General features: G+C 72.2%; 30 protein-coding genes. 21 read left to right on the forward strand and 9 right to left on the reverse strand.

Annotated features, from left to right (window positions below; genetic code table 11):
* The 4 genes from ACXJMZ_RS18560 to ACXJMZ_RS18575 form a co-directional block, all read left to right on the forward strand.
* Positions 1 to 3,003, forward strand: a 3,003-nt coding sequence (locus tag ACXJMZ_RS18560; protein ID WP_457031170.1) for a DEAD/DEAH box helicase, incomplete at its 5' end; no start/stop codon positions are given.
* Complete coding sequence (locus ACXJMZ_RS18565; protein ID WP_457031171.1) at positions 3,003 to 3,200, forward strand: hypothetical protein; 198 nt, start codon at positions 3,003 to 3,005, stop codon at positions 3,198 to 3,200. The genes ACXJMZ_RS18560 and ACXJMZ_RS18565, both read left to right, overlap by 1 nt.
* 169 nt (positions 3,201 to 3,369) lie before the next feature.
* Positions 3,370 to 4,137: a putative protein N(5)-glutamine methyltransferase gene (locus tag ACXJMZ_RS18570; RefSeq protein ID WP_457031172.1), complete on the forward strand. Its 768-nt coding sequence runs from the start codon at positions 3,370 to 3,372 to the stop codon at positions 4,135 to 4,137.
* 96 nt (positions 4,138 to 4,233) lie between these two features.
* Positions 4,234 to 4,932, forward strand: coding sequence for a hypothetical protein (locus tag ACXJMZ_RS18575; RefSeq protein ID WP_457031173.1), 699 nt, complete (start codon positions 4,234 to 4,236; stop codon positions 4,930 to 4,932).
* Positions 4,933 to 4,943: 11 nt separating this feature from the next.
* Here ACXJMZ_RS18575 and ACXJMZ_RS18580 read toward each other — a convergent pair whose 3' ends face one another.
* Positions 4,944 to 5,768: an alpha/beta fold hydrolase gene (locus ACXJMZ_RS18580; protein WP_457031174.1), complete on the reverse strand. Its 825-nt coding sequence runs from the start codon at positions 5,766 to 5,768 to the stop codon at positions 4,944 to 4,946.
* Between the two features lie 98 nt (positions 5,769 to 5,866).
* On the opposite strand from ACXJMZ_RS18580, the gene ACXJMZ_RS18585 reads away from it, so the two are divergent.
* Complete coding sequence (locus ACXJMZ_RS18585; protein WP_457031175.1) at positions 5,867 to 6,325, forward strand: MarR family winged helix-turn-helix transcriptional regulator; 459 nt, start codon at positions 5,867 to 5,869, stop codon at positions 6,323 to 6,325.
* A gap of 33 nt (positions 6,326 to 6,358) precedes the next feature.
* Here ACXJMZ_RS18585 and ACXJMZ_RS18590 read toward each other — a convergent pair whose 3' ends face one another.
* A complete protein-coding gene (locus ACXJMZ_RS18590; protein ID WP_457031176.1) occupies positions 6,359 to 7,282 on the reverse strand; it encodes an RNA polymerase sigma-70 factor in 924 nt (307 codons plus the stop codon).
* Between the two features lie 124 nt (positions 7,283 to 7,406).
* On the reverse strand, positions 7,407 to 7,880 hold the full coding sequence (locus ACXJMZ_RS18595; RefSeq protein WP_457031177.1) for a carboxymuconolactone decarboxylase family protein: 474 nt from the start codon (positions 7,878 to 7,880) through the stop codon (positions 7,407 to 7,409).
* A 121-nt stretch (positions 7,881 to 8,001) separates the two neighbouring features.
* Here ACXJMZ_RS18595 and ACXJMZ_RS18600 point away from each other — a divergent pair, with 121 nt between their 5' ends.
* The 4 genes from ACXJMZ_RS18600 (at position 8,002) to ACXJMZ_RS18615 (ending at position 10,035) form a co-directional block, all read left to right on the forward strand.
* Positions 8,002 to 8,511 (forward strand): mycothiol transferase, encoded by a 510-nt coding sequence (locus ACXJMZ_RS18600; RefSeq protein WP_457031178.1) that lies wholly within the window; start codon positions 8,002 to 8,004, stop codon positions 8,509 to 8,511.
* A 70-nt stretch (positions 8,512 to 8,581) separates the two neighbouring features.
* Positions 8,582 to 8,989: a helix-turn-helix domain-containing protein gene (locus ACXJMZ_RS18605; protein ID WP_457031179.1), complete on the forward strand. Its 408-nt coding sequence runs from the start codon at positions 8,582 to 8,584 to the stop codon at positions 8,987 to 8,989.
* Between the two features lie 14 nt (positions 8,990 to 9,003).
* On the forward strand, positions 9,004 to 9,558 hold the full coding sequence (locus ACXJMZ_RS18610) for a hypothetical protein (RefSeq protein WP_457031180.1): 555 nt from the start codon (positions 9,004 to 9,006) through the stop codon (positions 9,556 to 9,558).
* 147 nt (positions 9,559 to 9,705) lie between these two features.
* The gene (locus ACXJMZ_RS18615) at positions 9,706 to 10,035 is read left to right on the forward strand and encodes a DUF2516 family protein (protein WP_457031246.1); all 330 of its coding nucleotides are present in this window, start codon (positions 9,706 to 9,708) and stop codon (positions 10,033 to 10,035) included.
* Here ACXJMZ_RS18615 and ACXJMZ_RS18620 read toward each other — a convergent pair.
* Positions 9,942 to 11,348, reverse strand: a complete 1,407-nt coding sequence (locus ACXJMZ_RS18620; protein ID WP_457031181.1) for a PP2C family protein-serine/threonine phosphatase — start codon at positions 11,346 to 11,348, stop codon at positions 9,942 to 9,944. The genes ACXJMZ_RS18615 and ACXJMZ_RS18620 overlap by 94 nt on opposite strands.
* A gap of 229 nt (positions 11,349 to 11,577) precedes the next feature.
* On the opposite strand from ACXJMZ_RS18620, the gene ACXJMZ_RS18625 reads away from it, so the two are divergent.
* The gene (locus ACXJMZ_RS18625) at positions 11,578 to 12,120 is read left to right on the forward strand and encodes an O-acetyl-ADP-ribose deacetylase (RefSeq protein ID WP_457031182.1); all 543 of its coding nucleotides are present in this window, start codon (positions 11,578 to 11,580) and stop codon (positions 12,118 to 12,120) included.
* Between the two features lie 173 nt (positions 12,121 to 12,293).
* Here the strand turns inward: ACXJMZ_RS18625 and ACXJMZ_RS18630 are convergent, their stop codons facing one another.
* On the reverse strand, positions 12,294 to 13,124 hold the full coding sequence (locus ACXJMZ_RS18630; RefSeq protein WP_457031183.1) for a class I SAM-dependent methyltransferase: 831 nt from the start codon (positions 13,122 to 13,124) through the stop codon (positions 12,294 to 12,296).
* A 143-nt stretch (positions 13,125 to 13,267) separates the two neighbouring features.
* Between ACXJMZ_RS18630 and mshA the strand changes: the two genes are divergently transcribed.
* Both mshA and ACXJMZ_RS18640 read left to right on the forward strand, forming a co-directional pair.
* Positions 13,268 to 14,626, forward strand: a complete 1,359-nt coding sequence (gene mshA, locus ACXJMZ_RS18635) for a D-inositol-3-phosphate glycosyltransferase (RefSeq protein WP_457031184.1) — start codon at positions 13,268 to 13,270, stop codon at positions 14,624 to 14,626.
* A gap of 83 nt (positions 14,627 to 14,709) precedes the next feature.
* Positions 14,710 to 15,237 carry a YbjN domain-containing protein gene (locus tag ACXJMZ_RS18640; RefSeq protein WP_457031185.1) on the forward strand — a complete coding sequence of 176 codons (528 nt, stop codon included), beginning with the start codon at positions 14,710 to 14,712 and terminating at the stop codon, positions 15,235 to 15,237.
* Between the two features lie 3 nt (positions 15,238 to 15,240).
* On the opposite strand, the gene ACXJMZ_RS18645 is transcribed toward ACXJMZ_RS18640, so the two are convergent.
* Positions 15,241 to 16,488 carry an MDR family MFS transporter gene (locus tag ACXJMZ_RS18645; RefSeq protein WP_457031186.1) on the reverse strand — a complete coding sequence of 416 codons (1,248 nt, stop codon included), beginning with the start codon at positions 16,486 to 16,488 and terminating at the stop codon, positions 15,241 to 15,243.
* Between the two features lie 157 nt (positions 16,489 to 16,645).
* Between ACXJMZ_RS18645 and ACXJMZ_RS18650 the strand changes: the two genes are divergently transcribed.
* The 3 genes from ACXJMZ_RS18650 (at position 16,646) to ACXJMZ_RS18660 (ending at position 18,867) form a co-directional block, all read left to right on the forward strand.
* Complete coding sequence (locus ACXJMZ_RS18650; RefSeq protein WP_457031187.1) at positions 16,646 to 17,404, forward strand: phosphoglyceromutase; 759 nt, start codon at positions 16,646 to 16,648, stop codon at positions 17,402 to 17,404.
* A gap of 47 nt (positions 17,405 to 17,451) precedes the next feature.
* Positions 17,452 to 18,060: a TOPRIM nucleotidyl transferase/hydrolase domain-containing protein gene (locus ACXJMZ_RS18655; RefSeq protein WP_457031188.1), complete on the forward strand. Its 609-nt coding sequence runs from the start codon at positions 17,452 to 17,454 to the stop codon at positions 18,058 to 18,060.
* A gap of 219 nt (positions 18,061 to 18,279) precedes the next feature.
* Positions 18,280 to 18,867: a lytic polysaccharide monooxygenase auxiliary activity family 9 protein gene (locus ACXJMZ_RS18660; protein WP_457031189.1), complete on the forward strand. Its 588-nt coding sequence runs from the start codon at positions 18,280 to 18,282 to the stop codon at positions 18,865 to 18,867.
* 87 nt (positions 18,868 to 18,954) lie between these two features.
* Here the strand turns inward: ACXJMZ_RS18660 and ACXJMZ_RS18665 are convergent, their stop codons facing one another.
* Both ACXJMZ_RS18665 and phoU read right to left on the reverse strand, forming a co-directional pair.
* Positions 18,955 to 19,134: a hypothetical protein gene (locus ACXJMZ_RS18665; RefSeq protein ID WP_057231852.1), complete on the reverse strand. Its 180-nt coding sequence runs from the start codon at positions 19,132 to 19,134 to the stop codon at positions 18,955 to 18,957.
* 182 nt (positions 19,135 to 19,316) lie between these two features.
* Positions 19,317 to 19,991 carry a phosphate signaling complex protein PhoU gene (phoU, locus tag ACXJMZ_RS18670; protein ID WP_184917955.1) on the reverse strand — a complete coding sequence of 225 codons (675 nt, stop codon included), beginning with the start codon at positions 19,989 to 19,991 and terminating at the stop codon, positions 19,317 to 19,319.
* 280 nt (positions 19,992 to 20,271) lie between these two features.
* On the opposite strand from phoU, the gene ACXJMZ_RS18675 reads away from it, so the two are divergent.
* Together ACXJMZ_RS18675 and ACXJMZ_RS18680 are read left to right on the forward strand one after the other, a co-directional pair.
* Positions 20,272 to 21,537 (forward strand): sensor histidine kinase, encoded by a 1,266-nt coding sequence (locus ACXJMZ_RS18675; RefSeq protein WP_457031190.1) that lies wholly within the window; start codon positions 20,272 to 20,274, stop codon positions 21,535 to 21,537.
* On the forward strand, positions 21,534 to 22,229 hold the full coding sequence (locus ACXJMZ_RS18680; protein ID WP_057231846.1) for a response regulator transcription factor: 696 nt from the start codon (positions 21,534 to 21,536) through the stop codon (positions 22,227 to 22,229). Before ACXJMZ_RS18675 ends, ACXJMZ_RS18680 begins: the two co-directional genes overlap by 4 nt.
* A gap of 58 nt (positions 22,230 to 22,287) precedes the next feature.
* Here ACXJMZ_RS18680 and ACXJMZ_RS18685 read toward each other — a convergent pair whose 3' ends face one another.
* Positions 22,288 to 22,950: a DUF461 domain-containing protein gene (locus ACXJMZ_RS18685; RefSeq protein WP_457031191.1), complete on the reverse strand. Its 663-nt coding sequence runs from the start codon at positions 22,948 to 22,950 to the stop codon at positions 22,288 to 22,290.
* 372 nt (positions 22,951 to 23,322) lie between these two features.
* Here ACXJMZ_RS18685 and ACXJMZ_RS18690 point away from each other — a divergent pair, with 372 nt between their 5' ends.
* The 4 genes from ACXJMZ_RS18690 to cysS all read left to right on the forward strand — a co-directional run bounded on the left by ACXJMZ_RS18690 (position 23,323) and on the right by cysS (position 26,787).
* Positions 23,323 to 23,805, forward strand: a complete 483-nt coding sequence (locus ACXJMZ_RS18690) for a CarD family transcriptional regulator (protein ID WP_030244332.1) — start codon at positions 23,323 to 23,325, stop codon at positions 23,803 to 23,805.
* 218 nt (positions 23,806 to 24,023) lie between these two features.
* Positions 24,024 to 24,797: a 2-C-methyl-D-erythritol 4-phosphate cytidylyltransferase gene (gene ispD / locus ACXJMZ_RS18695; RefSeq protein ID WP_457031192.1), complete on the forward strand. Its 774-nt coding sequence runs from the start codon at positions 24,024 to 24,026 to the stop codon at positions 24,795 to 24,797.
* Positions 24,787 to 25,278 carry a 2-C-methyl-D-erythritol 2,4-cyclodiphosphate synthase gene (gene ispF, locus ACXJMZ_RS18700; protein ID WP_457031193.1) on the forward strand — a complete coding sequence of 164 codons (492 nt, stop codon included), beginning with the start codon at positions 24,787 to 24,789 and terminating at the stop codon, positions 25,276 to 25,278. The genes ispD and ispF overlap by 11 nt, the downstream gene beginning before the upstream one ends.
* Positions 25,279 to 25,392: 114 nt before the next feature.
* The gene (gene cysS, locus ACXJMZ_RS18705) at positions 25,393 to 26,787 is read left to right on the forward strand and encodes a cysteine--tRNA ligase (protein WP_457031194.1); all 1,395 of its coding nucleotides are present in this window, start codon (positions 25,393 to 25,395) and stop codon (positions 26,785 to 26,787) included.
* The last annotated feature ends 49 nt before the right edge of the window (positions 26,788 to 26,836 follow it).

Consider the following 26,836-nt stretch of genomic DNA (forward strand, 5'->3'; position numbering starts at 1 on the left):
CGCCTGCACCGCCCGGCCACCGCGCCGGTGGCCGCCACCGCGCACCCGTTCGCGGCTCCGGCCGCCGAGGTGGCCCGGCTGCTCGCCGCCCTCGGCCCCGGCCCCGGCTGGCTCGCCGAACAGGCCCCCGAACGGTGGAGCACCCTGCGGCTGCCCAGCCTGAGCGGCGCCCCCMCCCCCTCCCCGCAGCTGCCGATCGGCGCCACCGGCCGGGGCGTCTCGCTGACCGCCTGGCGGGTGCCGGTGCTGCTCTTCCCGCAGCCCGAGGCGGCCCAGCTGCTCGGCGAGCTATTCGACCCGTACTGGTCCGGCGCCAGCCTCGAACTCCCGGGCGTCGAGGGGTCGGTGGAGCTCGCGTACGGTGCCTCGCTGCGCTGGCTGACGGCTGTCCACGACCTCGCCTGGCGACTGGCGGGCCGAGGCAGGGCGCTGCCGGTGGTGCGCGAGCGGGACGGCGCCCCGTACGCCCACTGGCAGCCGGCCCCGGAGCGGGCCGACCGGCGGGAGGCGGACGCGCTGGTCCGGGGCTGCCCGCCGGCCGTGCTGGCGGAGGGCCGGACCGTCGCGGCGGAGCTGGTCGCCGAACTGCTCGACCGCTTCGTCGACCACGAGATCAGGACCGCGCTGGACGAGGCGGCGGTGCCCGCTGCCGACGGTGCGTCAGCCGCCTGGTGGGCCGCGCTGCACCGTGCCGACGGGCGGTTCGAGGCGCCCGCTGACGAAATCGCCGAGCTGCGCGAACAGTTGGCGGTCTGGCTGGCGGGCTCGCCCCCGGCGGACAGCCCGGTCCGGCTCTGCTTCCGGCTCTCCGAACCGCTCGGGCCCGCCGACGACAGCCCCGAAGGGCGGCCGTCCGACGACGACTGGCAGCTCGACTTCCTGATCCAGGTGGTCGAGCAGCCCTCGCTGCTGATCCCGGCCGCCGAACTCCTGGACGGCGGACCGGCGTTCGCCGCCCTGGCCCGACAGCTCGCCGACCCGGTGGAGAGCTACCTGGCCGAACTGGACCGGGCCGCCCTCCGCCGGCCCGAACTGCGCCCTGGCCGCCGTCCGACCGGTCTGAAACTCGATCGGGCGGGGGCACTCGACTTCCTGCGCCACGCCGCACCCGCGCTCACCGAGGCGGGCTTCGGCGTCCTGCTGCCCGCCTGGTGGCAGCGCAGGCCCGCCCTCGGCCTCGCCCTGACCGCCACCAGGACCGCACCGCCCGGCACGGTGGAGCGGGCCGCCCAGGTCGACCGGGACGCCGTGGTGGACTTCCGCTGGCAGGCGGCGATCGGTGAAGTCAGGCTCACCCAGCAGGAGTTGACCGACCTCGGGGCCGCCCAGCAGGGCCTGGTCCGGCTGCGCGGCCGCTGGGTCGAGGTGGATGCCGGGCAGATCGCCGCCGCCGTCGGCTTCCTGGCTCGGCACGGCTCCGGCTCGCTGCCGACCGCCGAGCTGCTCCGGCTCGCCCTCGACCCGGCGGCCACCGTCGCCGGCCTCCCGGTCACCGAGGTCACCGCCACCGGACCGCTCGGCGAACTGCTGGCAGGCCGGACCCAGGACACCGCTGCCCCCGCCCTGCCGCCGGACTTCGGCGCCACCCTCCGCCCGTACCAGGAACGGGGGTTGGCCTGGCTGCACGCGCTCGCCCGGCTGGGCCTGGGCGGCGTGCTGGCCGACGACATGGGCCTCGGCAAGACCGTCCAGACGCTGGCCCTGTTGGCCGCCGAGCAGCACGCGGGCACCGCGACCGGCCCCACCCTGCTGGTCTGCCCGATGTCACTGGTCGGCAACTGGCAGCGCGAGGCGGCCCGGTTCGCACCGATGCTCCGGGTGCACGTCCACCACGGCAGCGAGCGCGGCTCGTCGATTCCCGCCGCCGACCTGGTGATCACCACGTACGGGGTGCTCCAGCGGGACGCCCGGGAGCTGGCCGGGACCAGCTGGCGGCGGGTGGTCGCGGACGAGGCGCAGTACGTCAAGAACTCCGCCACCGCCCAGTCCAGGGCGCTGCGTTCGCTGCCGGTGACGGTGCACCGGATCGCACTCACCGGCACGCCGGTGGAGAACCGGCTGTCCGAGCTGCACGCCCTGCTGGACTTCGCGAATCCGGGCCTGTTCGGCAGCACGGAGTCGTTCCGGGAGCGGTTCGCCGTGCCGGTCGAGCAGCACGGCAGCGCGGATGTCGGTTCCCAACTGCGGCGGCTCAGCGGCCCGTTCGTGCTCCGGCGACTGAAGACCGACCCGCTGATCGCCGCCGAACTGCCCGCGAAGCAGGAGATCACCGTCTGGTGCAACCTCACCGCCGAACAGGCCGGCCTCTACCAGGCGGTGGTCGCCGACGTGCTGCACCGGGAGCAGGGCATCCGGGGCGTCGAGCGCAAGGCCACCGTGCTGGCCGCGATCGGCAAGCTCAAGCAGGTCTGCAACCACCCGGCCCAACTGCTGCACGACCGCTCGCCGTTGGGGGACCGCTCGGGCAAGGTCGCCCGGCTGGAGGAGCTGCTCACCGAGGCGCTGGCCGAGGGTGACCGGGTGCTGGTCTTCACCCAGTACGCCGAGTTCGGCCGGCTGCTCCAGCCGCACCTGGCCGAGCGGCTCGGCGAGGAGGTGCTCTACCTGCACGGCGGCGTCCCCAAGCACCGGCGGGAGGAGCTGGTGGCGCGCTTCCAGACCCCCGGCGGCCCCCGGGTCTTCCTGCTCTCGCTCCGGGCCGGCGGCACCGGGCTCAACCTCACCGCCGCCAACCAGGTCATCCACCTGGACCGCTGGTGGAATCCGGCGGTCGAGGACCAGGCCACCGACCGGGCCTTCCGGATCGGCCAGCGTCGCGACGTCCAGGTCCGCCGCCTGGTCTGCGTGGGCACCGTCGAGGAGCGGATCGCCGACCTGATCGAGGCCAAACGCGCCCTGGCGGAGGCCGCCGTCTCCACCGAGGAGCAGTGGCTCACCGGCCTGGACCCCAGCACCCTGCGGGAGTTGGTCACCCTCTCCGCCGACGCGATCGGAACCGACTGATGGAACCCGACCCGCTCGCCCGCTTCTGGGACGGCGAGTTCACCCTGCACGCCGCCCCGCCCGCCCCGGCCCCGGTCGAGGGCTTCCCGACCGAGGGCCTCGGCCCGGCCGGCATCCGGATCGGCGGCCGGGACCTGGGCGTCCTGCTGGCCGAGACCTACCGCTGGCTGTCCGAGCAGGACGGGAGCAGCGCCTGACACCGGCTCAGCCCTGTGCTTGGTAGGGTGCGGTCTCGGCAGTACACGACTCGACCCCGGAGGTGACACCCATGACCGCTCGACCCGTACGGGTGCTCTCCTCCGTCGCCCCGCCGCACTGACCGGCAGGCCACGAGGGCGCCCTTCGTCCGCTCGAAAGGCCGCTGTCATGTCGTACGCCACCATCGTCACCACCCTCCGCGCCGCCGGCTGCGTCTTCGCCGAGGACGAGGCGGACCTCCTGCTCGCCACCGCCACCACCCCCCAGCAGCTCGCCGCCATGGTCGACCGCAGGGTGGAGGGCCACCCGCTCGAACACGTCCTCGGCTGGGCCGAGTTCTGCGGCCTGAAGCTCGCCGTCACGGCCGGGGTCTTCGTGCCGCGCCGACGCACCGAGTTCCTGGCCGTCACGGCCGCCGCCCTGCTCCGCCCGGACGGCGTCGCCCTCGACCTCTGCTGCGGCGCGGGCGCCGTGGCCGCCGTGCTGGCCGCCACCGTGCCCTCGGCGGAACTCCACGCCGCCGACCTCGACCCGGCCGCCGCCGCCTGTGCCCGCAGCAACCTCCCGGCCACCGCCACGGTCTACCAGGGCGACCTCTACGCCCCGCTGCCCGCCGCCCTGCGGGGCAGGATCACCGTCCTGGTCGCCAACGCCCCGTACGTCCCCACCGACGCGATCCCCTTCCTCCCCGCCGAGGCCCGCGACCACGAACCGCACTTCACCCTCGACGGCGGCCCCGACGGCCTGGCCGTCCAACGCCGTGTCATCGCCGAAGCCCCCCAGTGGCTCGCCCCCGGCGGCCACCTGCTGATCGAGACCAGCACCCACCAAGCCCCCGGCACCGCCGCCGCCATGACCACCCACGGCCTGACCCCCACCACCCACACCTCCGAGGACCACGACGCCACGGTGGTGACCGGCACCCTCCGGGCCTGACCGTTGCCGCCGTCCCCCGGGCACCTGTACCGGGGGACGTCCTGGTAGCGTCGCGCTCTTCGCCGGTCGCCCGGACGGAGTCCCCGGCAGGCAGCCATGACGGACCTTCAGCAACGTTTGACCCTGGCTCTCGACGACCTCGCCATCGTCCTCGGGCCCGACCGGCCAGTCCCTGTCGTGGGGTGCCTGCACTGCTACAGCGAGGACGACCTCCGGCTGCTCTCCGGACCGGTCGATCAGCTGCCGGAGCGGCTGTTCAGCTCCGTGGCGGCCAAGAATCCCGACCACTGGGACGACTTTCCGGCCCTGTACCGCCGCCTGCTGCCACGGATCCTCCGGACCTTCTCCCGAGGCGAACTCCACCTGGACTCCGGGTTGGTGGCGACCCGGATGTGCCAGGCCGGCTGGCAGGCGTGGCCGCTACTCGAACGGGCGGCCGTGGCCGAAGTGTGGCGGACGCTGCTGGAGCGGACCCTGCACCAGTACCCGAGCCCGATGCCGGTCGCCGAGGTGCTGGAACTAATGGCGGTGAGCACCGGGGCTCTGCAACCCTGGCTCGACTCCTGTGCCGACACGCGCACACCGTCTGCCGACCGGCATCTGGCGGACCTGCTCGACACCTGGGTGGTCCACGACCATCCGGCCGGTCTGAAACTGGGCTTCTACGGCGAACTGCCCGCCGCCGCCGAACTGCTGCCCTGGCTGCGACGTCTGGACCCGGCCCGGCTGACCGAGACCCAGCGCTACCTGCGCGTCCTGCACCTGGCCGAGTGGGACGCGCTGCCGCCGAGGTGACCGTTGCCGAGTCAGCCCAGCTCGGCCAGGAGATCGCGCAGGCGGCGGGCGTAGGCGCGCGGGTGGGAGAGGTTGCCGTTGTGGCCGCCGGGGAACTCCCGGACCTGTTCGCCGACCAACTCGGCCAGGGCGTCCGCACACTGGCGGTCGAAGACGTTCCGGGGCGTGCTGCGCCCGGCGGCCGGGATGATCCGGGTGGGGGTGGTGCGCAGGGTGTCGGGCTCCAGGGTGTCGTGCACGATCGCGCTGAAGTCGTGCCGGATGAAGTGGTCGAAGTTGGCGATCCGGCGGGCGTCCATCGGGTGCGGCGTCAGGTCCTGCTCCGTCACCGCCTTGAGGTCGATGCCCAGCACCCGGGCCATCTCGGGCAGGGTCGGGCCGAGGCCGTGCTGCCGGTAGTGGTGCTGCAGTTCCTGCAACTCCCCTTCGTGCTTGGCGCGTTCGGCGGACGCCAGCAGGAGTGGGGTAACGGGCTCGTGGGCGATCAGCGCGCTCAGCTGCTCCGGGTGGCGGGCGGCGACGTGCAGCCCGATCGCGGCGCCGAGGCTGCACCCGAGCATCAGCGCGGGCGCATCGGTGACGGTCGCCAGCAGCCGGTGCACGTCCTCGGCGTGCTCGGCCAGGCTCGCGCCGCGCTCCGGCTCGTCCAGCCGGCTGCGGGACAGGCCCCGCCGGTCGTAGGTGACCACGGTGTACGCATCGGTGAGCCCCGCCACCAGGTCGGTGCTGCGGTCGGCGTCACCCTCGCCGCTCTGCGAGACGAGCAGGACCGGGCCGGTGCCGCGCACCTCGTAGTGCAGGGTCGCGCCGGGGACGGTGAGGCTGGCGGTGGACATGGTGGTTTCCCCCTCTGGGCGCTGACGGTCCGTCCGTTGCGCTTGCTCCCACCGTAGTGCATCCAAATAGATGCATCAATATGGATGGATCAATCTGGATGTACCGTGTCCTCATGAACGGCGTCGAACTCTTCCTGCTGGGCCGAACCCTGATGAAGATCGGCGAGAGTGCCATCCCGGAGCCCCTGGGCGGCACCGACGGTCAGCCCGGCAGTACCCGCGCGGTCCTGATCGTCGCCACCGACATCGCCGCCCATCCGGGCACCACTGCCAGCGAGATCGTGGCCCGCACCGGCTTTCCGCAGAGCCAGGTCTCCACCGCCGTCGCGCGCCTCCGGGAGGCCGGCTCGATCAGCACCGCCGCCGATCCCGCCGACGGCCGCCGGACCCTGATCCACCCCGCCGCCGAACCGTCCTCCCGGGTCGCCGAGATCCGGGCGACCACCGTCGACGACGCCCTCGCCGCCACCCTCGGCGGTAGTGACCCGGCCCGGTTGCGCGAGGTCGCCGACGCTCTGGCCGTCCTGGCCCGGCATCTGACGCCCGGTCGGCGTTGAACGGAGCGGCGGGGCGGCGAGGCGGCGGGCTGGTCACTCCGCGGAACGGCGGGCCTCCCGTACCGCGCGGTGGATCGCCCAGGCGTCCGCCACCGGGCCCAGGTGTCCGAGCTTGTCGGGGTTGAGCACCAGGCGGATCGCCTGGATCTGTCCGTCGAGGACGTCGAGCACCAGGGCCTGGAGCACCTTGCCGTCCCGGTCGCGGAAGATCGCGCCCGGCTGTCCGTTGACCTCGTGCGGCTCGAAGGTCACGTCGATCCGGGCCAGCAGGGGGAAGACGGCAGCGAGCAGTCGGGCCACGTTCTCGGTGCCCATCACGGCCCTGGCCAGCTGGGGGGTCTTGCCGCCGCCGTCGCCGACCATCGAGACGTCGGCGGCGAGCAGCTCCTGCAGGCCGAGCACGTCGCCCTCGCGAAGGGCGTCGAAGAACCGGCTCGCCAGCTCCTGCCGCTCCAGACGGTCCGCCTCGAACCGGGGTCGCCCGGCCGCCATGTGCCGCCGCGCCCGTACCACCAGCTGCCGGCAGGCCGCTTCCGACCGCTCCACCGTGGTGGCGATCTCGTCGTAGCCGAAGCCGAACACCTCCCGCAACAGGAAGACCGCCCGCTCCAACGGGCTGAGCCGCTCCAGCAGCAACAGCGCCGCCATCGACACCGAGTCGGCCAACTCCGCCGAACGCGCCGGGTCCTGGTACGGATCGCTCAGCAGCGGCTCGGGGAACCACGGCCCGACGTACGCCTCCCGCCGCACCCGCGCGGAACGCAGCACGTCGATCGAGATCCGGGTCGCCGCAGCCGACAGGAAGGCCTTGGTCGAGGCCGGGACAGTTGTCGAACCGTCAAAACGCAGCCAGGTCTCCTGCACCGCATCCTCGGCCTCGCTCACGCTGCCCAGAATCCGGTAGGCAATCGAGAACAGCAGCGGCCGCAGTTCCTCGAACTCCTCGATCTTGCTCACGCCGAATCCCCCTGAAGCAGGTGTCTTCCGATGATCATCCGGATCACCCGCGGGCCAGCGTAAACGCCCCGGGTTCGGGGCTCGGAGCCCGCTGTCGGGCTCCGAGCCGGTTACTGAGGTCCGATCAGTGGAACTGCCCGACCTGGTAGTTGCCCGCCGGCTGCCGGGTGGTGATGTTCACCCGGTTGGCCATGTTCATGAAGCAGATGTGGATCACCAGGGCGCCGAGCTGCTCCTCGTCGTAGTGCTTGGCGGCGTTCGCCCACACCTCGTCGCTGACCCCGCCGGCCGCGTCCGCGACCCGGGTCGCCTCCTCCGCCAGCTCCAGCGCGGCCCGCTCGGCCTCGGTGAAGACCGTGGCCTCCCGCCAGGCCGCTACCAGGTGCAGCCGCACCTGGCTCTCGCCGGCGGCGGTGGCGTCCTTGGTGTGCATGTCGATGCAGACGGCACAGCCGTTGATCTGGCTCACGCGCAGCGCCACCAGCTCCTGGGTGGCGGTCGGCAGCGGCGAGTCCTTGATCACCTTGCCCGCCGCCATGACGTGCTTGAGGACCTTGCCCGCGGTCGGGTTGGCGAAGAAGTTCAGTCGCGCGTCCATGGGGTGCTCCCTCGTGGTGGTCGGTGCCTGTGCAACCTGAGACGAGACGGCCCGCTCCGCTGTGACACGGCCGGATGTGACCTGCGTCTCGCGGCGTCCGGTGTCTGGAAGGATCGCCCTCATGAACTGCGCCGCGCTGCTCGTCGATGCGTTCGGCCGGGTCCGTGAGGCCGTCCACGGGGCGGTGGCCGGGCTCGGGCCCGACGAGTTGGCGGAACGCCTGAACGCGAAGGCCAACTCGGTCGCCTGGCTGGTCTGGCACCTGACGCGGATCCAGGACGACCATGTGGCCGACGTCGCGGGCACCGAACAGCTCTGGACCGCCCGGGGGTGGCACGACCGCTTCGGCCTGCCCTTCCCGGTGGCCGCCACCGGCTACGGGCACACCACCCGCGAGGTCGCGGCGGTCCGGGTCGACTCCGCCCGACTGCTCACCGGCTACTACGACGCCGTGCACGAGCACACGCTGTCGTACGTACGCGGGCTCAGTGGTTCGGCCCTCGACCGGATCGTGGACGAGAGCTGGACTCCGCCGGTGACGCTGGGCGTCCGGCTGGTCAGCGTCGTCTCCGACAGCCTCCAGCACGCGGGTCAGGCGGCCTTCGTCCGTGGCGTACTCCGGCGACGCTAGTCGTGCCCGGGTGATTGCTGGTGCTAGCACTGTGCTTGCAATTGCAAGCAGGGTGGGGCAGAGTGCTGGCATGGCTTCACTGAAGGTCGGCTCGCTCGGGGAGTACATCCGGGAGCAGCGGCGGAACGCGCAGTACTCGTTGCGCCAGCTGGCGGAGGTGGCGGGGGTTTCGAACCCGTACCTGAGCCAGATCGAGCGCGGGCTGCGGAAGCCGAGCGCGGAGATCCTGCAGCAGATCGCCAAGGCGCTGCGGATCTCGGCCGAGACGCTGTACGTGCAGGCCGGAATGCTGGAGGAGCGGCAGGGGGAGGGGCTCGAACTGCGGGCCGCGATCCTGGCCGATCCGTTGATCAGTGAGCGGCAGAAGCAGGCGCTGCTCGCGGTCTACGACGCCTTCCTGAAAGAGAATCAGGACAGCGTCGGGGAGCCCGGAAAAACAGGAGAGGGACAGGCCGACCGCCGGACTGTCGAGGGATAGCAGGAGGACCGGTCATGCCGATCACCGACGAGATCAAGAAGACACTGAGCGACCCGACCCCGCTGTACGCGATCGCGGGCGCCGGGGACCTGGCGTACGAGAAGCTGCGCGAGGTGCCGGCCAAGGTCGAGGCACTCGCGGCCGACCGCAAGGGCGCCCAGGAGAAGGCCACGGCCCGGCTCCAGGAGGCGCAGACCCGGCTGGTCGAGGCGCAGGCGAAGGTGACCGAGACGGTCTCCCTGCTGCCGGGTGACCTGAAGGGGCTGCAGGAGAAGGCGCAGGGCTTCGCGCTCCAGCAGGTCGGGCTGGCGCTGGAGTTGGCCGTGAAGGCCAAGGAGGCGTACGAGGAGCTGGCGGTTCGGGGCAAGGCCGTGGTGGAGGGCCAGCAGGCTCCCCAGGCGGAGCAGCCGGCCGCCGAGGTCGAGGTGGACGGCGAGGTCGTGGTCGAGGCCGTGGTGGTGGACCTGGAGCCGGACGTGGAGTCGGACCTGGACTCGGAGCCCGCCGCCAAGCCGGCGCCGAAGCGGGCGCCCCGGGCGCGGAAGAGCACCGGCGACGCCGAGAAGTAGCCCAAGAAGTAGCCCAGGAGGAAGCCTGGAAATCAGGCGGGGCACAACCGGGCGTACCGGTTCGTTGTCCCGGGTACGGTCGTCCGGCCGTGCCAGGATGGGTGGCGGTGTCGCCGGAGCCGCAGTGAGGAGTCCGCAGTGTCCGAGATCCTGCAGTTGGATTACCTGGATCCGTTCTGGTGGCTGGCCGTGGCGATCGTGGGCTTCAAGCTGTTCGCCTTCGTGGACGCGGTGACGCGTCGGGAGGATGCCTTCCGGGCGGCGGACAAGAAGACCAAGCCGTTCTGGCTGATCATTCTCGGGCTGGCGCTCGGGCTGGACCTGCTGCTCGGCGCGGCGGTGTTCAGCATCCTGACCCTGGTCGGGCTGGCCGCCGCGATCGTCTACATGGTCGATGTCCGGCCCGCGATCAAGCAGCTGACGGACGGTCGGGGCAACGACAGCAAGCGGAACATGGGGCCGTACGGGCCCTGGTGACGAAGTGTCACCGTCGATGGGGAGCAGCCGCCCGGCTGCTCCCCCTGGTGGTCGCCGATCAGCTCGACCAGCCCGTCCTGGCCCAGTCGGCGGGAGCCGGCGCCGACCCGGCCCTCGACCAGGCCGTCGGTGTAGAGCAGCAGGCTCCAGCCCGGATCGAGGGTCAGCTCCTCGGCGGGCCAGGCGGCTCCGGGGTCGTCGCAGTGCAGCAGCCCGAGGGCCGGGCCCGCCTGGTCGGCGGAGAGCAGGGTGGGTGTGCCGCCGGGGCCGAGCAGCAGCGGCGAGGGGTGCCCGGCGAGGTAGAGCCTGGCCTGGTCCCGGCCGGTCAGGGCCGCAGGGGTGCCGGTCTCTGCCGGGGAGAGCACCATCATGCAGAGCGTCGCGAAGATCTCGTCGCTGCGCCGCTCGTGCTCCAGCACGTGCTGGAGGGTGGTGAGCAGAGCCTGTCCGGTCAGCCCGGCGAAGACCAGCGAGCGCCAGGCGATCCGGAGCGCGACCCCGAGGGCGGCCTCGTCCGGCCCGTGGCCGCAGACGTCGCCGATCACCACGTGGACCATGCCGTCGTCCGTCCGGACGGCGTCGTAGAAGTCGCCGCCGAGCAGCGCCCGGCTGCGGCCGGGGCGGTAGCGGCGGGTGAAGGAGAGCCCGGCGCCGTCCAGCAGCGGGGTGGGCAGCAGGTGGCGCTGGAGGCGGGCGTTCTCCTGGCCGCGCAGCTCGGCCTCGACCAGGCGGCGCTGGGACTCGTCGGCCCGCTTGCGCTCCACCGCGTACCGCAGTGCGCGGGCCAGCAGGGGCCCGTCGGTCTCGTGCCGGATCAGGAAGTCCTGGGCTCCGGCCGCCACGGCGGCGGCGCCCAGCTCGGCCCCGGCCGCGTCGGTGAGCACCACGACGGCGGTCTGCGGGGCGTGCCGGAGCAGCTCGCGGAGCCCCTCCAGCCCCTGCAGCGGGCCTCGTTGGTCGGCCGGGTCGGCGAGGTCCAGCAGGACGCAGCCGAACTCGGCCTCGCGCACCCGGCCTCGCCGGGAGCCGGGCCGGGGCAGCCGGGTGGTGGCGGAGGCCACGCCCTGGGCCCAGTGCAGCTCGATCGCCGAGCCGCTGTCGGCGACCAACTGCTCCAGGAAGGCCGCGTCGGTGAAGTCGTTCTCGATCACCAGCAGCCGGAACGGGGCGTCCGGTGTGCCGGCGGTGGCCCGGGGGTGCGGTATCGGACTGTGCCCAGCCTCCACCGCCTCCGCGCGCGTGCTGCGCGTTTCGGTGAGGGCGCCCGGCCGGTGCGCGGCACGTGGTGCCCGCCCGTCTCCCGTTGCGGGCATTGGTCGGTCCTCCCTTTCCCCGACTGGGCAACGGCTGAGGTCCGCGCGCAGTGCCCGCATGGCACTGTGTGTCGGGGAGCTTCCCGCGACCATAACGTGATCTCCGGAGTTTTCTCCGGCCGACCGGCGACTCTGTGGCTATTGCCACGCCGCGGTGGCCGAGCGTTCGGCTGACGGCGGGCACCGCGACTGCGGTGCTCGACAGGGAATGTGACGGAAGGTCGGTACGGTGACGCGGATCACTCTGGTCGAGGGTGACATCACGGAGCAGCGGGTGGACGTGGTGGTGAACGCCGCCAACTCCTCACTGCTGGGCGGCGGCGGGGTGGACGGCGCGATCCACCGCAAGGGCGGTCCGGAGATCCTGGCCGACTGCCGCAGGCTGCGCGCCTCGCACTACGGCAAGGGCCTGCCGACCGGCCGGGCCGTGGCCACCACGGCGGGCCGGCTACCGGCCCGCTGGGTGGTGCACACGGTGGGGCCCGTCCACCTGCCGGAGGAGTACGAGGAGCGGGCCGGGCTGCTGGCGTCCTGCTATCGGGAGTCCCTTCGGGTCGCGACGGAGCTGGGTGCGCGGACGGTGGCCTTCCCGGCGATCTCGACCGGGGTGTACCGGTGGCCGTTGGAGGACGCGGCGCGGATCGCCCTCGCGGCGGTGGCGGAGTTCACGGACGGTGGGTCGGAGCTGACGGAACTGACGGAGGTGCGGTTCGTGCTGTTCGGCCGGGAGGCGTACGAGGCATTCGAGCGCGCTGCGGAGCAGAGGAGCTGACCGGGGCTGGGACAGCCACCGGCCGCTCGTGCGGTGTCCCTATGGTGGCGTGACGAGGCGTCAGCACACCAGAGGTATTCGATAACTCGTTCGAGTGAATCATGACGGGTCGTCGAACGGATGACCGATCTGGTGACCGATCTGGTGACCGATCTGACGGCCGAGCGGACGGTCTACGGGGCCAGCGCACTCCACGGCACCGTGACCTCGCCCTGCCGCCACCGCCCGCGCGCGTCGACCAGCGGCCAGCTCCCGCCCAGCGCCCCGCACGCGGCCACCCAGCGCTGCCTGGCCCCGAACGCCCCGTACGGCGCCGCCGCCGACCAGGCCCGGTCGAAGTCGGCGAGGAAGGTGTGCACCGGACGTCCTGGCACGTTGTGGTGGATCAGCGCCTTCGGCAGCCGTTCGGCCAGGTCGGACGGCCGCTCCAGGCTGCCCAGCCGGGCCGCGAAGGTGACCGTCCGGGGGCCCTCGGGGCCGAGCGCGACCCAGACGTGCCGCCGCCCGATCTCGTCGCAGGTGCCCTCGACCAGCAGCCCGCCGGGCGCCAGCCGTCCGCACAGCCGCTCCCAGACCGCCGCCACCGCCGACTCCTCGTACTGCCGCAGTACGTTGGCGGCCCGGATCAGCAGGGCCCGCTCCCCGCCGTCCAACGGCACCTCGAAGCCGCCCCGGCGGAAGGTCAGCAGCGGCGGATCGGCGTACGGCAGCGCCGCCGCGACCCGCTCGGGCTCGATCTCGATGCCGACCGTCCGGACGTCGGCCCGTACGGCGCGCAGTCGGCCGGCCAGCTCGACGGCCGTCCACGGCGCGGCGCCGTAGCCGAGGTCCACGGCGACCGGCGGCCGGTCGGCGGAGCGCAGGGCGGGCCCCAGGGCGTGGGCGATCCAGCGGTCCATCCGCCGCAGCCGGTTGGTGTTGGTGGTGCCCCGGGTGACCGTTCCGACCGGTCGGTCCCGCCGCCCGCGGGCGGCGGAACTGGTGGGATCGAACGTGGCGGCCATGCCGAGCAGCCTACGGCGGGGCCGTCCGACGGTCCCACCAGGTGGTCGGGAATGCCGTCCGCACCTTCGGCGGTTGTCACACTGGACGAATGCCCACATGCCCGTGGGCGGCGCACGGGGAGCAACCAAGGAGGCCTCCGCAGGTGACCCAGCATCCTGCTCGAACGGCTCGCCGTGCCCAGCTTCTGCCCCCCGCGCGGGGGCGGTTGCAGGCTCTGGTGGGTGGCCGCTCCCGTCGGCCGCGCCGGATCGCGATGCTGAGCGTGCACACCTCCCCGCTGCACCAGCCGGGCACCGGCGACGCGGGTGGCATGAACGTCTACATCGTCGAGCTGGCCAAGCGGCTGGCCCAGCTCGACATCGAGGTCGAGGTCTTCACCCGGGCGATCAGCTCCGACGACGCGCCGACCGTCGAGCTGGCGCCGGGGGTGCTGGTCCGGCACGTCACGGCCGGCCCGTTCGAGGGCCTGGTCAAGGAGGACCTGCCCGCCCAGCTGTGCGCCTTCACGCACGCGGTGCTGCGCACCGAGGCGGGCCACCGGCCCGGCCACTACGACCTGGTGCACTCGCACTACTGGCTCTCCGGCCAGGTCGGCTGGCTGGCCGCCCAGCGCTGGGGCGTCCCGCTGGTGCACACCATGCACACCATGGCCCGGGTGAAGAACGCCGCGCTGGCCGAGGGCGACACCCCCGAGCCGGCCGCCCGGGTGATCGGCGAGAGCCAGGTGGTCGAGGCCGCCGACCGGCTGATCGCCAACACCGCCGAGGAGGCCGCCGAGCTGGCCTTCCACTACGCGGCCCGGCCGGATCAGCTGGCCGTGGTGCACCCCGGGGTCAACCTCGAGGTGTTCCGCCCCGGCGACCGGCAGGCCGCCCGGGCCCGGCTCGGCCTGCCGCAGGACGCTGCCGTGCTGCTCTTCGCGGGCCGGATACAGCCGCTCAAGGCGCCGGACGTCCTGCTCCGGGCGGTCGCGGTGCTGCTGGAGCGCGAGCCCGGGCTGCGCGGTCGGCTGGTCGTGCCGGTGGTCGGCGGCCCGTCCGGCAGTGGCCTGGCCAAGCCGGAGAGCCTGCAGAAGCTGGCGGCCGAGCTCGGCATCTGTGACGTGGTCAGGTTCCACCCGCCGGTCGGCCAGGCCGAGCTGGCCGAGTGGTACCGGGCGGCCACGGCCCTGGTGATGCCCTCGTACAGCGAGTCCTTCGGGCTGGTCGCGCTGGAGGCGCAGGCCTGCGGTACCCCGGTGGTGGCGGCCGCCGKCGGCGGGCTTCCGGTCGCGGTCCGGGACGGCCGGACGGGTGCCCTGGTGAGCGGCCACGACCCGGGCGACTGGGCCGGGGCGCTGCGTCCGTACGTGACCGACACCGAGCTGGTGCACCGTCAGGGGGCGGCCGCAGCCGCCCACGCGGCCGCGTTCGGCTGGGAGACCGCCGCGGCGAGTACCGCCGAGGTGTACACCTCGGCGATGCACCGGTCGGGGCTGCGCGGCGGCCTTCGGCTGGCCTGAGGCCGGCCTGAGGTCCCCGGCCCGGGCCGGCCTGACGGGGAGTCATCACGCCGGCCGCGGTACCGCCGAGTAACGTCTCCCCCATGGCAATCCGTACCAAGGACGACGCCCTCGCGCTGCTCCGGACCGCGCTGGACGAGGCGGGCGTGGCCTGGGAGCCCGCCGCGACCGATCCGTACACGTTGGTCGCGACGCTGCCCGGGACGCGCAAGCTGGCAACTCCGTGCGCCCTGCGGGTCGGTGACCACACCCTCTCGGTGAACGCTTTCGTGGTCCGGCGGCCGGACGAGAACCACGAGGCGGTCTACCGCTGGCTGCTGGAGCGCAACACCAAGCTGTTCGGTGTCGCGTACGCGATCGACGCGCTCGGCGACGTCTACCTGGCGGGCCGGCTGCCACTGGAGGGGCTGACCACCGAGGTGGTGGACCGGCTGCTCGGCACCGTGCTGCAGGGGGCCGACGAGCCCTTCAACACCCTGCTGGAGCTCGGGTTCGCGACCGCGATCCGGCGCGAGTGGGCGTGGCGCACCAAGCGCGGCGAGTCCACTCGCAACCTGGAGGCCTTCACCCACCTGGCCGGTCCCACCGGGGAACGGCCGGAGACCGACTGACCGTCAGACGACGGCGGGCCGGCGCTCCGGCTCGGCGGCCGGGACCGGGACGGCGGGGCGGCGGCCGACCAGCAGGAACCCGAGCGCGGCGGCGGTGCCCAGACCCGCGCAGGTGCCCCAGACCGCGACTCCGCCGCCGTGTTCGAGCAGCAGCCCGCCGCCCACCGGGCCGAGGAACGCGGCCAGCGACCAGGAGAGCGAGAACACGCCCTGGTAGCGCCCCCGGGCCAGGGCCGGGGAGCGCTCGGCGATCAGCGCCATCATGGTCGGGGTGTTCATCATCTCGCCGACCGTCCAGACCACCACGGTGAGCGCGAAGAGCACCGCCGAGGAGCCGGCGAACATGGTCAGCCCGAAGCCCCAGCCGGTCAGCAGCACGCTGGCGACCAGCATCGCGGTGCGGTTCCGGCCGGTCATCAGCCGGGTCAGCGGGAGCTGGAGCAGGACGATCAGCAGCCCGTTCAGGCCGATCACCAGCCCGTACTGCGAGGCCGGGACTCCGGCCCGGCGCATGTCGAGGGCGAGCGTGCTGTTGCTCTGCTGGACGATCAGGGCGAGCAGCAGGTTGATGCCGACGATCGCCATGAACCGGCCGTCCCGGAACACCGTGCCCAGGCCGACGGTGGGCGCCGAGCGCTCCACGGCGGTGACGGCGGGCTTGGTCTCGGGAATCCGGACGAAGATCACCACCGCGCAGGCCAGCGTGCTGGCCGCGTCCAGCAGAAAGAGCGTCAGATACCCGTGTCCGGCGAGCAGCCCGGCCGCCGCCGCAGCGACGCTGAAGCCCAGGTTGATCGCCCAGAAGTTCAGCGAGTACGCCCTGACCTGATGCTCGGCGGGCACCAGGTCGGCGATGATCGCCGACACGGCCGGGCGGGAGGCGTTGCTGGTCAGGCCGACCAGGAAGGCCACCACCGCGATCGCGACCTGGCCGTCGGTGAAGCCGAGCACCGCCATGCTGACGGCGGTGGACAGCTGGGCCGCGAGCAGCGTCGGCCGCCGCCCGATCCGGTCGGTCAGCACCCCGCCGCCGACCGCCGCGATCGCCGAGCCGAGCCCGAAGAGCGAGGCGACCAGGCCCGCGTAGGTGGTCGAGTAGCCGCGTTCGGAGGTCAGGTAGAGGGCGAGAAACGGCACCACGAAGCCGCCGATGCGGTTCACCAGTGTGCTGACCCAGAGCCACCAGAACGCCCGGGGGAGTCCACCAGCCGTCTCTGATAGTGAGACGCGCAGGCGTTGCAGAGCGGGCATGTGGGGGCTCCCGGGTGGCACGGAGTCCCGCTGAGCGGTTCGGGGCAGGGCAGGGCGGCCGCTCAGCGCGACGGTAAGTGGCTAAATTCCGAAGCGAACATTACTGCTGGACCTCCGTCCCGACCAGCGGTTATCCGCCTCTATTAAGCTGACCCCCATGGCTGACACGACCTACCGACTGATCCTGCTCCGTCACGGCGAGAGCCAGTGGAACCAGAAGAACCTCTTCACCGGCTGGGTCGACGTCGACCTCAACGAGAAGGGCGAGAAGGAGGCCGCACGCGGCGGCGAGCTGCTCGCCGCCGAGGGCTACCTCCCCGACGTGCTGCACACCTCCCTGCTGCGCCGCGCGATCCGCACCTCGCAGATCGCCCTGGACAAGGCCGACCGGCACTGGATCCCGGTCAGCCGCAGCTGGCGGCTGAACGAGCGCCACTACGGCGCCCTCCAGGGCAAGGACAAGGCCCAGACCCTGGCCGAGTTCGGCGAGGAGCAGTTCCAGCTCTGGCGCCGTTCGTACGACACCCCGCCGCCCGCGCTCGAGGACGGCACCGAGTACTCGCAGTCCGGCGACGCCCGCTACGGCGACATCCCGAGCGAGCTGCGTCCGCGCACCGAGTGCCTCAAGGACGTCGTCGACCGGATGCTCCCGTACTGGTACGACGCGATCGTCCCCGACCTGGCGGCCGGCAAGACCGTCCTGGTCACCGCGCACGGCAACAGCCTGCGCGCGCTGGTGAAGCACCTCGACGGCATCTCCGACGAGGCCATCGCCGGCCTGAACATCCCCACCGGCATCCCGCTCGTCTACGAGCTCGACGCCGACTTCAAGCCGGTCACCAAGGGTGGCCGCTACCTGGACGCGGACGCTGCCGCTGCCGCCATCGAGGCGGTCAAGAACCAGGGCAAGAAGTAAGCCCGAAGTACTGACGGCCCCTCACCTGCGCGGATCGCGCCGGGGACATGCGAGCGTTCCGGGACGCGGTCACCGGTTGGGCGGCGGGCGGTCCCGGTGGGCCGGCGGGTGAGCTGGCCGCGCGGCTGGGGGTGCGGACCGCGGTGCTGCTGGAGGGGCCGAGCGACCTGGCGGCCGTGGAGGCGCTGGCTGCGCGCCAGGGCCGGGACCTGGCGGCCGAAGGGGTGGGCGTCATGTCGATGGGCGGAGCGATGAGCGTCGGCCGCTACGCCGGCCTGCTCGGGCCGGCAGGGCTGGGGCTGCGGCTCGCCGGACTGTGCGACGAGGGCGAGCTGGGGTTCTACGACCGCGCCTTCGAGAGCGCTCGCGCGCCGCGCCACGGGTTCTTCGTCTGCGTGGCGGACCTGGAGGAGGAACTCATCCGCGCGCTGGGCGTGGTGCGGGTCGAGGAGATCCTCCGGGCCGAGGGTGACTTCGTGGCCTGGCAGATCTTCGGGCGCCAACCCGCACAGCAGGGCCGGCTCCCGGAGCGGCAGTTGCGGCGCTTCCTCGGTACGAAGAAGGGCCGCAAGATCCGCTACGGCAGCCTGCTGGTCGAGGCCCTCGACGCCGAGCGGGTGCCTGCTCCGCTGCGCGATCTGCTCGCGAGCCTGTGACCTGAGCCCGGGCGGGGGCGGCTCAAGGTCGACGTCAACTGGCCGCTGTGGGGCGGTGGTTCAGACCATTGACGGGTCAGCTGTGCGCTCCTACGGTATGCACCAGCGCTGGCGCGAGCACGCCAAGATCCCCCACCGGCGGCCGTTCGCCAGTCATGCACTCCATCCACCCCCACAGCTCGCTCCGGCCTGCCCGGAGACGAGTCCGGAAGGAGCACCATGCGTAAGCGCCACCTGTTCGCGGCCCTCGTCGGGGCCTTGGCCGTACCGGTCGCCACCGCGATCCCGGCCTTCTCGCACGGCTACATCAGCGGCCCGCCGAGCCGGGCCGCGTACTGCGCCGCGGGCACCGTCACCGGCTGCGGCGACATCCAGTGGGAGCCGCAGAGCGTCGAGGGGCCGAAGGGCTTCCCGAGCGGCGGTCCGGCCGACGGCAAGCTCTGCGCGGGCGGCAACAGCCGGTTCGCCCAGCTGGACAACCCGCGGAACGGGGCCTGGCCGACCACCAAGGTGACGGCGGGTCAGAAGCAGAACTTCACCTGGAAGTTCACCGCCAGGCACGCCACCGCCCAGTACCGGTACTTCCTCACCAAGCCGGGCTACAACGCGGCCTCGATGTTGAGCCGGAGCAACCTCAACCTCACCCCGCTGCTGACCGTCCCCGGTAACAACGCCCAGCCGCCCAGCACCCTCACCCACAGCGTGCCGCTGCCGGCCGGGCTGACCGGGCACCACGTACTGCTCGCGGTGTGGGACGTCGCCGACACCACGAACGCCTTCTACTCCTGCGTCGACCTGCAGTTCTGAGAGGGCGTCAACCTCTGAGACCGGAGCCGCAGACCTGCACCGGCCGGGCATACGTCGGCCGGGCGCCCCGCTCAGGACAGGGGAGGGTCAGTGGCCGCTGCAGCAGCCACCGGTGACGCCGCCGCATTGGCAGGGCGCCCCCGACTGGCAGCCGCAGCCGCAGCCGCCACCACAGCCGCACCCGGCGGCGAGGATCGGCAGCAGGGCGGGGGTGGTCGGCTCGACGACGCTCGACGGTGAACTGGTCGGAGCGGTGGTTGCCTTCATCGCGCTGGGCCCTCCTTGGCACTGGCACACTGCGGCGCACACGGAGGTGTGCCCACCTCCGAGTGAAGCCCCGCCGGTGACGGGGCGTCAACGGGCGCGCAGGGGCGGTTCAGGACCGCCCCGTGCGCCCCCGCGCCGTTGCCGGTCGGACTGCCGGGCTGGACTGCCGGGTCGGGCTGCCGCTACTCCGCGGACTCGGCGTTGGCGACGAAGTCGGCCACGTGCTCGCCGGTCACCAGGAAGACCACGCGCTTGGCCACCGAGACCGCGTGGTCGGCGAAGCGCTCGTAGTACCGGCCGACCAGGGTGACATCCACCGCGGTCTCGATGCCGTGCTGCCAGCGGTCGTCCAGCAGGTGCGAGAACAGCTCGCGGTGCAGTGCGTCGATCGCGTCGTCGTCCTGCTCCAGCTCGAGCGCCTTCTCGACGTCCTTGGTGGCGATCACCTGGCCGGCCTTGGCGACCAGCCGCTGGGCGAGCTGCCCCATCTCCAGCACGATCGGGTGCAGGTCGTTCGGGACCGCGGTCTCCGGGAAGCGCAGCCGGGCCACCTTGGCCACGTGCCGGGCCAGGTCGCCGCAGCGCTCCAGGTCGGAGCTCATCCGCAGCGAGGTGACCACGATCCGCAGATCGGTGGCGACCGGCTGCTGACGGGCCAGCAGGTCGATGGCCCGGTTCTCCAGGTCGTGGTGCAGGGCGTTGACCTTGTCGTCGGCGGCTATCACGCTCTCCGCCAGCGCCAGGTCGGCGTCGAGCAGCGCGGTGGTGGCCCGCCCCATGGCCGAGCCGACCAGCCGGGCCATCTCGACCAGGCCGTCGCTGATCGAGTCGAGTTCCTCGTGGTACGCGTCGCGCATTGCTGCTCTCCTCAGTAGCTCTGTCGGTGGCGGTGCCGACCGGCCATCTCACATGACGAACGAGCCCGTCTGACGATCGGGACGGCCGCTGCTGGTGGCGGCATCGTAGTGCCGTCACCGCCCGAACGGGCTGCGCAACCCACCCTGGGCTGTTTGGGCGACCACGCACGGCCGGTGTAGTGAACCAGTGGCAGCGTGAAGGTGAATTCTCGGCAACGCGCGGCCGATGCCTTGATCTCACCCCGGGGGTGGGCCGCCATCATGCGCTTACGCTGGCCACATGGACGTGAACGTGGCTCTCGCCGCAGCCTGCGCCATAGCCGGGCTCGGTGTCGGTCTCACGGCCGCGATCGCCTTCCGCTGGAGTGAGCGGGAGCAGGCCAGGGCAGGTAGCGGAGGCAAGGGCGGAAAGACAGGCGTAAGCACGCCGATGCAGGAACCGCCGCTCCCGCCGGGGGTGGACACCGTGCTCTCGGTGCTGCGCTCGTGCGCAATCGTGCTCGGCGAGGGTGACGAGGTGGTCAAGGCCAGCTCCGCCGCCTATGCGATGGGCCTGGTCAGGGGAGGGGCGATGGCCGTGGAGCAGATGCTCTCGCTGGCCCGCGCCACTCGCCGGGACGGCGAGATCCGCCAGGTCGAGCTGGAGGTGCCCAAGCCCGGTGCGGCCCGCGCCACCGACCCGCTGGCGGTCTCCGTCCGGGTCGCCCCGCTCGGCTCCCGGCTGGTCCTGGTGCTGGTCGAGGACTTGACCGAGCGCCGCCGGATCGAGGCGGTCCGGCGGGACTTCGTGGCCAACGTCTCGCACGAGCTGAAGACCCCGGTCGGCGCGCTCTCACTGCTCTCCGAGGCGGTCGCGGACGCGTCCGACGATCCGGAGGCGGTGCAGCGCTTCGCCGGCCGGATGCAGATCGAGGCGACCAGGCTGGCCAGCCTGGTGCAGGAGATCATCGACCTGTCCCGGGTCCAGGACGACCAGTTGATGGTCGACCCGGAGCCGGTCCCGGTGGACACCCTGATCGCCGAGGCGATCGACCGCTGCCGTCAGCCCGCCGCCGCCAAGCAGATCCACATCGCGGCGGGCGGCATCGGCGGCCTCTACCTGCACGGCAACCGCGGCCAGCTGGCCGCCGCGCTGGGCAACCTGGTGGAGAACGCGGTCAACTACAGTCCGCCCCGTACCCGGGTGGCGATCGCCMCCCGGCGGATCTCCAGCGCCGCCGCCCTCGGTGAGGCGGACGGCGAGCTGATCGAGATCTCGGTGACCGACCAGGGCATCGGCATCTCCGAGAAGGACCGCGAGCGGATCTTCGAACGCTTCTACCGCGTCGACCCGGCCCGCTCCCGGGCCACCGGCGGAACCGGCCTCGGCCTCTCCATCGTCAAGCACGTGGCGGCCTCCCACGGCGGCACCGTGTCGGTGTGGAGCGTCGAGGGCCAGGGTTCCACCTTCACCGTCCGACTCCCCGCCGGTCAGGCTCCGGCGGCGAGCCAGCAGAGCCCCATCATCCTCCCCAACCCCCATCCTGCCCCGGAGGCCCGATCGTGACCCGAGTACTGGTGGTCGAGGACGAGGAGTCGTTCAGCGACGCCCTGTCGTACATGCTCCGCAAGGAGGGCTTCGAGGTGGCCATCGCCGCCACCGGCCCCGACGCGCTGGAGCAGTTCGAACGCAATGGCGCCGACCTGGTGCTGCTCGACCTGATGCTCCCCGGCCTGCCCGGTACGGAGGTCTGCCGTCAGCTCCGGGTCCGCTCCAACGTCCCGGTGATCATGGTCACCGCCAAGGACAGCGAGATCGACAAGGTGGTCGGCCTGGAGATAGGTGCCGACGACTACGTCACCAAGCCCTACTCCACCCGCGAGCTGGTCGCCCGGATCCGCGCGGTGCTCCGCCGCCGCGGTGAGGACGGCGGCCCCGGCGAGAACGGTGGCGGCCCCGGTGCACTGGAGGCCGGTCCGGTCCGGATGGACGTCGACCGGCACGTGGTGACGGTGGACGGCGCCAAGGTCGACCTGCCGCTCAAGGAGTTCGACCTGCTGGAGATGCTGCTCCGCAACGCGGGCCGGGTGCTCACCCGGATGCAGCTGATCGACCGGGTCTGGGGCGCCGACTACGTCGGTGACACCAAGACCCTGGACGTCCACGTGAAGCGCCTGCGGGCCAAGATCGAGCCGGACCCGGGGGCCCCGCGCTTCCTGGTGACGGTCCGTGGCCTGGGCTACAAGTTCGAGCCGTAAACCGACGTACCGAAGGCCCTCGCTCGTACCGAGCGGGGGCCTTCGGCATGACGTGCGGTCAGTGCGAGGCTGCCACGGTGGTCGACGCCGACGGCGAGGTCGACGCGCCGGCGGACGGCGACGCGGAGCCGGAGGCACCGGCCGAAGCGGACGCCGAAGCCGACGGTGACGGCGACGCGGAGGCGGACGGCGATGCCACGTGGTCGGTGGCCGGGCCGTAGCCCTCGTACACGCCGATGGCGGGGTGCACCTGGGCGGCGACGCCGACCTTGCCGGCCTTGGCGAACGAGAACGAGGTGGGCGCGAAGCCGCCGACCTCCAGCTTGGCCGAGACGATCTTGGCGGCCGGCTGGCCCTCGCTGCCGATCGCCACGGCACCGCCGGCCGGAATGACGATCTCGGACAGCGTGGCGCCCTTGGCGTCCGTGAAGGCCGCGGTGACGCCCTCGCCGACGGTGACCGACTGCAGGATCTCGGCGGTCGGGCCGGTGTTGCTGATGTTCACCGCGAGCTGGGCCGGGCCGGCGTGCTCGGAGCTGGAGCCGGCCGCGGTCACCACCACGATGTTGTTGAGCTTGAGGTTGTCCCCGATCGACGTCGCGGCGTTGTCCGGCTTGATCTGCAGGGTCTCCGGGGTGTTCCCGGCGGCACAGGCGGACAGCGGGAGGATCGCGGCGAGGGCGATCACGGCGATCGCGCCGCGTCGAAGGCTGCGGCTCACGGCGGCGGCATCTCCTTGGTATCTCGGGTCGGTGGTCAGGGTCAGGTTACCGACCGCAGTTATCCGGTTCTCACGGGGTGGCCCCGTGTCGCGGGTGGAGTCCGGGGAAGGGGCCCGCAGCGGCCCGCCGGGGGCCGCGTCCGCGTATACGGCAAAAACCCATGATCCAATCATGGTTTCGGGAGTGTTGCCAGAGGTTTCGTCAGGTGTGTATACCGCCTCCGACCTGCGGTAAGGCCCCGTCGAACACCGGTCGCAGCACGCCGAAGGGGCCCTTGTCAAGCCCCGAGACCGGCTCTGACCTGCGAAAACGCCCTTCGGGTGGGCTGGGAACCGTGTTATTCTGGTAAGCCACGGAAGGGGCCCTGTCACATGACGTTCAAGGTTGGCGACACGGTGGTCTACCCCCATCACGGGGCTGCGCTGATCGAGGCCATTGAGATTCGCCAGATCAAAGGTGTGGACAAGACCTACCTGGTGCTGAAGGTGCAGCAGGGAGACTTGACGCTGCGCGTGCCCGCGGAGAATGCGGAGTTCGTCGGTGTGCGCGACGTAGTTGGCCAGGAAGGCCTCGACCGGGTGTTCGAGGTCCTGCGTGCGCCTTACACGGAAGAGCCGACCAACTGGTCGCGCCGGTACAAGGCGAACCTCGAGAAGCTCGCCTCCGGCGATGTGATCAAGGTGGCCGAGGTCGTCCGCGACCTGTGGCGTCGCGAGCGTGAGCGCGGTCTCTCGGCCGGAGAGAAGCGGATGCTCGCCAAGGCGCGCCAGATCCTGGTCAGCGAGCTCGCGCTCGCGGAGAACACCAATGAGGACAAGGCGGAGACGCTGCTCGACGAGGTCCTGGCTTCGTAGTTCAGCCCCCGCAGGTCGAAGCGCCCGATGCCGGTGCGTCACCATGGTCACGTACGTGATCCAGGTGGTCACCCGGCACCTCGGGCGCTTCGGCGTACCCGGGCACTGGTCGAACGGTCTGACGGAGACCCGGTGCTTTCGGAAGGGGCCGGGGCACCGTCGGGCGTTCGCCTGGGCCATACCCATCGCGCCGAAGGCGCGAAACCTGACCGCGAAACTTGGAAGAACCGGCACAGCGCCGAAGGAGCGAAACCCTGAACGGCACAGCAGCAGTCGCAGCAGCCGTGGTCCCCGCCGCAGGGCGGGGCGAGCGGCTCGGCCCCGGTGCCCCGAAGGCGCTGCGTGAGCTAGGCGGGGTTCCCCTGCTGGTGCACGCGGTCCGGGCACTGGCGCGCAGCCGGGCGGTCGGCCTGGTGGTGGTGGCGGCCCCGCCGGAGGGGGTGGCCGAGGTGATCGCCCTGCTGGACAGTCACGGGCTGGACGGCAAGGACATCCGGGTGGTGGCCGGCGGTGCCACCAGGCAGGAGTCGGTCCGGCTCGGTCTGGCCGCGATCCCGGCCGAGGTCGGCATCGTGCTGGTGCACGACGCGGCCCGGCCGCTGGTCCCGGTCGAGGTGGTGGACGCGGTCGCCGCGGCCGTCCGGGCCGGGGCCGAGGCGGTGGTGCCCGCGGTGCCGCTGGCCGACACCGTGAAGCTGGTCGAGCCGCAGAGCGGCGGCCGCCCCGAGCCGGTGCTGGACACGCCCGACCGTTCGACGCTCCGCGCGGTGCAGACGCCGCAGGGCTTCCGCCGGGACGTCCTGGCCGCGGCGCACGAGCGGGCACTCACCGAGCCGGTGGCGGTCACCGACGACGCCGGGCTGGTGGAGCAGTTCGGCGGCAAGGTGGTGGTGGTGCCGGGCCACGAGGAGGCGTTCAAGGTGACGCGGCCGCTGGACCTGGTGCTGGCCGAGGCTGTTCTCGCCCGGAGGAGGGCTTCCGATGGCTTCTGACACTCCTCTGATTCCGCTGGTGGGGATCGGCACCGACGTGCACGCCTTCGAGGCCGGCCGCCCGCTCTGGGTGGCCGGGCTCGAGTGGCCGGAGGCCGAGTTCGGGCTGGCCGGGCACTCGGACGCGGACGTGGCGGCGCACGCCGCCTGCGACGCGCTGTTCTCGGCCGCCGGGGTGGGCGACCTGGGTGCGCACTTCGGCACCGACCGCCCCGAGTGGTCCGGTGCCTCAGGCGTCGCGCTGCTCACCGAGGCGGCCCGGATCGTCCGGGCGGCGGGCTTCGAGATCGGCAACGTCGCGGTCCAGGTGATCGGCGTCCGGCCGAAGGTCGGCAAGCGCCGGGCCGAGGCACAGGCCGCGCTCTCGGCGGCGGTGGGCGCACCGGTCTCGGTCTCCGGCACCACCACCGACGGTCTCGGCCTGACCGGCCGGGCCGAGGGTCTGGCCGCGATCGCCACGGCGCTGGTCTACCGGATGTAGGTGGTCCGGCTGTCGCCCCGCAAGGCGGTCGACAGCGCCTGAACCCGGCGCAGTTGACGTCCCCGTGGGCGAAAGGTGGCGGGGCACCCCCTGTAGCCCACTACGCTTGACGCTGTGAGCCTTCGCCTGTACGACACCAGCACCCGCCAGGTACGCGACTTCGTCCCGCTTGTACCGGGCTGCGTCTCCATGTACCTGTGCGGCGCGACCGTCCAGGCGCCCCCGCACATCGGACATATCCGGTCCAACCTCAACTTCGACGTGATGCGCCGGTGGTTCGGCTACCGCGGCTACCAGGTCACCTTCGTCCGGAACGTCACGGACATCGACGACAAGGTGATCGCCAAGGAGCGCGAACTCGGCACCCCGTGGTGGCAGATCGCGTACACCAACGAGCGTGCCTTCAACGAGGGTTACGCGGCCCTGGGCTGCTTGCCGCCCTCGGCGGAGCCGCGGGCCACCGGCCATGTGCCCGAGATGATCGAGATGATGCAGACGCTCATCGCGAAGGGGCACGCCTACGAGTCCGAGGGCAACGTCTACTTCGCGGTGACCACGTACCCCGAGTACCTGGCGCTCTCCAACCAGGAGCTGGACAACCTCCGGCAGCCGGAGAGCACCGGCGAGACCGGCAAGCGGGACGCGCGTGACTTCGCGATGTGGAAGCGCTCCAAGGAGGGTGAGCCCAGCTGGGAGACCCCGTGGGGCCGCGGCCGTCCGGGCTGGCACCTGGAGTGCTCGGCGATGGCGCACAAGTACCTCGGGACGTCCTTCGACATCCACGGCGGCGGGCTCGACCTGATCTTCCCGCACCACGAGAACGAGATCGCCCAGTCGAAGGCGTTCGGCGACGACTTCGCCAACTTCTGGGTGCACAACGCCTGGGTCACCATGAGCGGCGAGAAGATGTCGAAGTCGCTCGGCAACTCGGTGCTGATCTCCGAGATGGTCCAGCGCTGGCGCCCGATCGTGCTCCGGTACTACCTGGCCGGGCCGCACTACCGCTCGATGATCGAGTACAGCGAGGAGTCGGTGCGCGAGGCGGAGACCGCGTTCGCCCGGATCGAGGGCTTCATCCAGCGGGTGACCGAGCTCTGCGGTCCGGTGGACGCGGCCCCCGAGGTGCCGCTGGCCTTCGCCGAGGCGATGGACGACGACCTCGGGGTGCCGCAGGCGTTGGCCGTCGTGCACACCGCCGTCCGCCAGGGCAACAGCGCCCTGACCGCGGACGACAAGGAGAACGCGGTGGCGCGGCTGGCCGAGGTCCGTGCGATGCTCGGTGTACTGGGTCTCGACCCGCTCGACGACCACTGGGCCGGCGCCGAACGTGGCGACGACCTGCACGGGGTGGTCGACTCGCTGGTCCAGCTGGTGCTGGAGCAGCGGCAGGCCGCCCGGGGCCGCAAGGACTTCGCGACCGCGGACGCGATCCGCGACCAGCTCGTGCTGGCGGGCCTGTCCATCGAGGACGGCCCGACCGGCTCACGCTGGACGCTCAACAACCAGTAACCCCGCTTTCCGGGGTGAGGGTGGGCCGTACCGGACCGGTACGGCCCAT

The sequence above is a fragment of the Kitasatospora sp. P5_F3 genome (assembly GCF_054049135.1).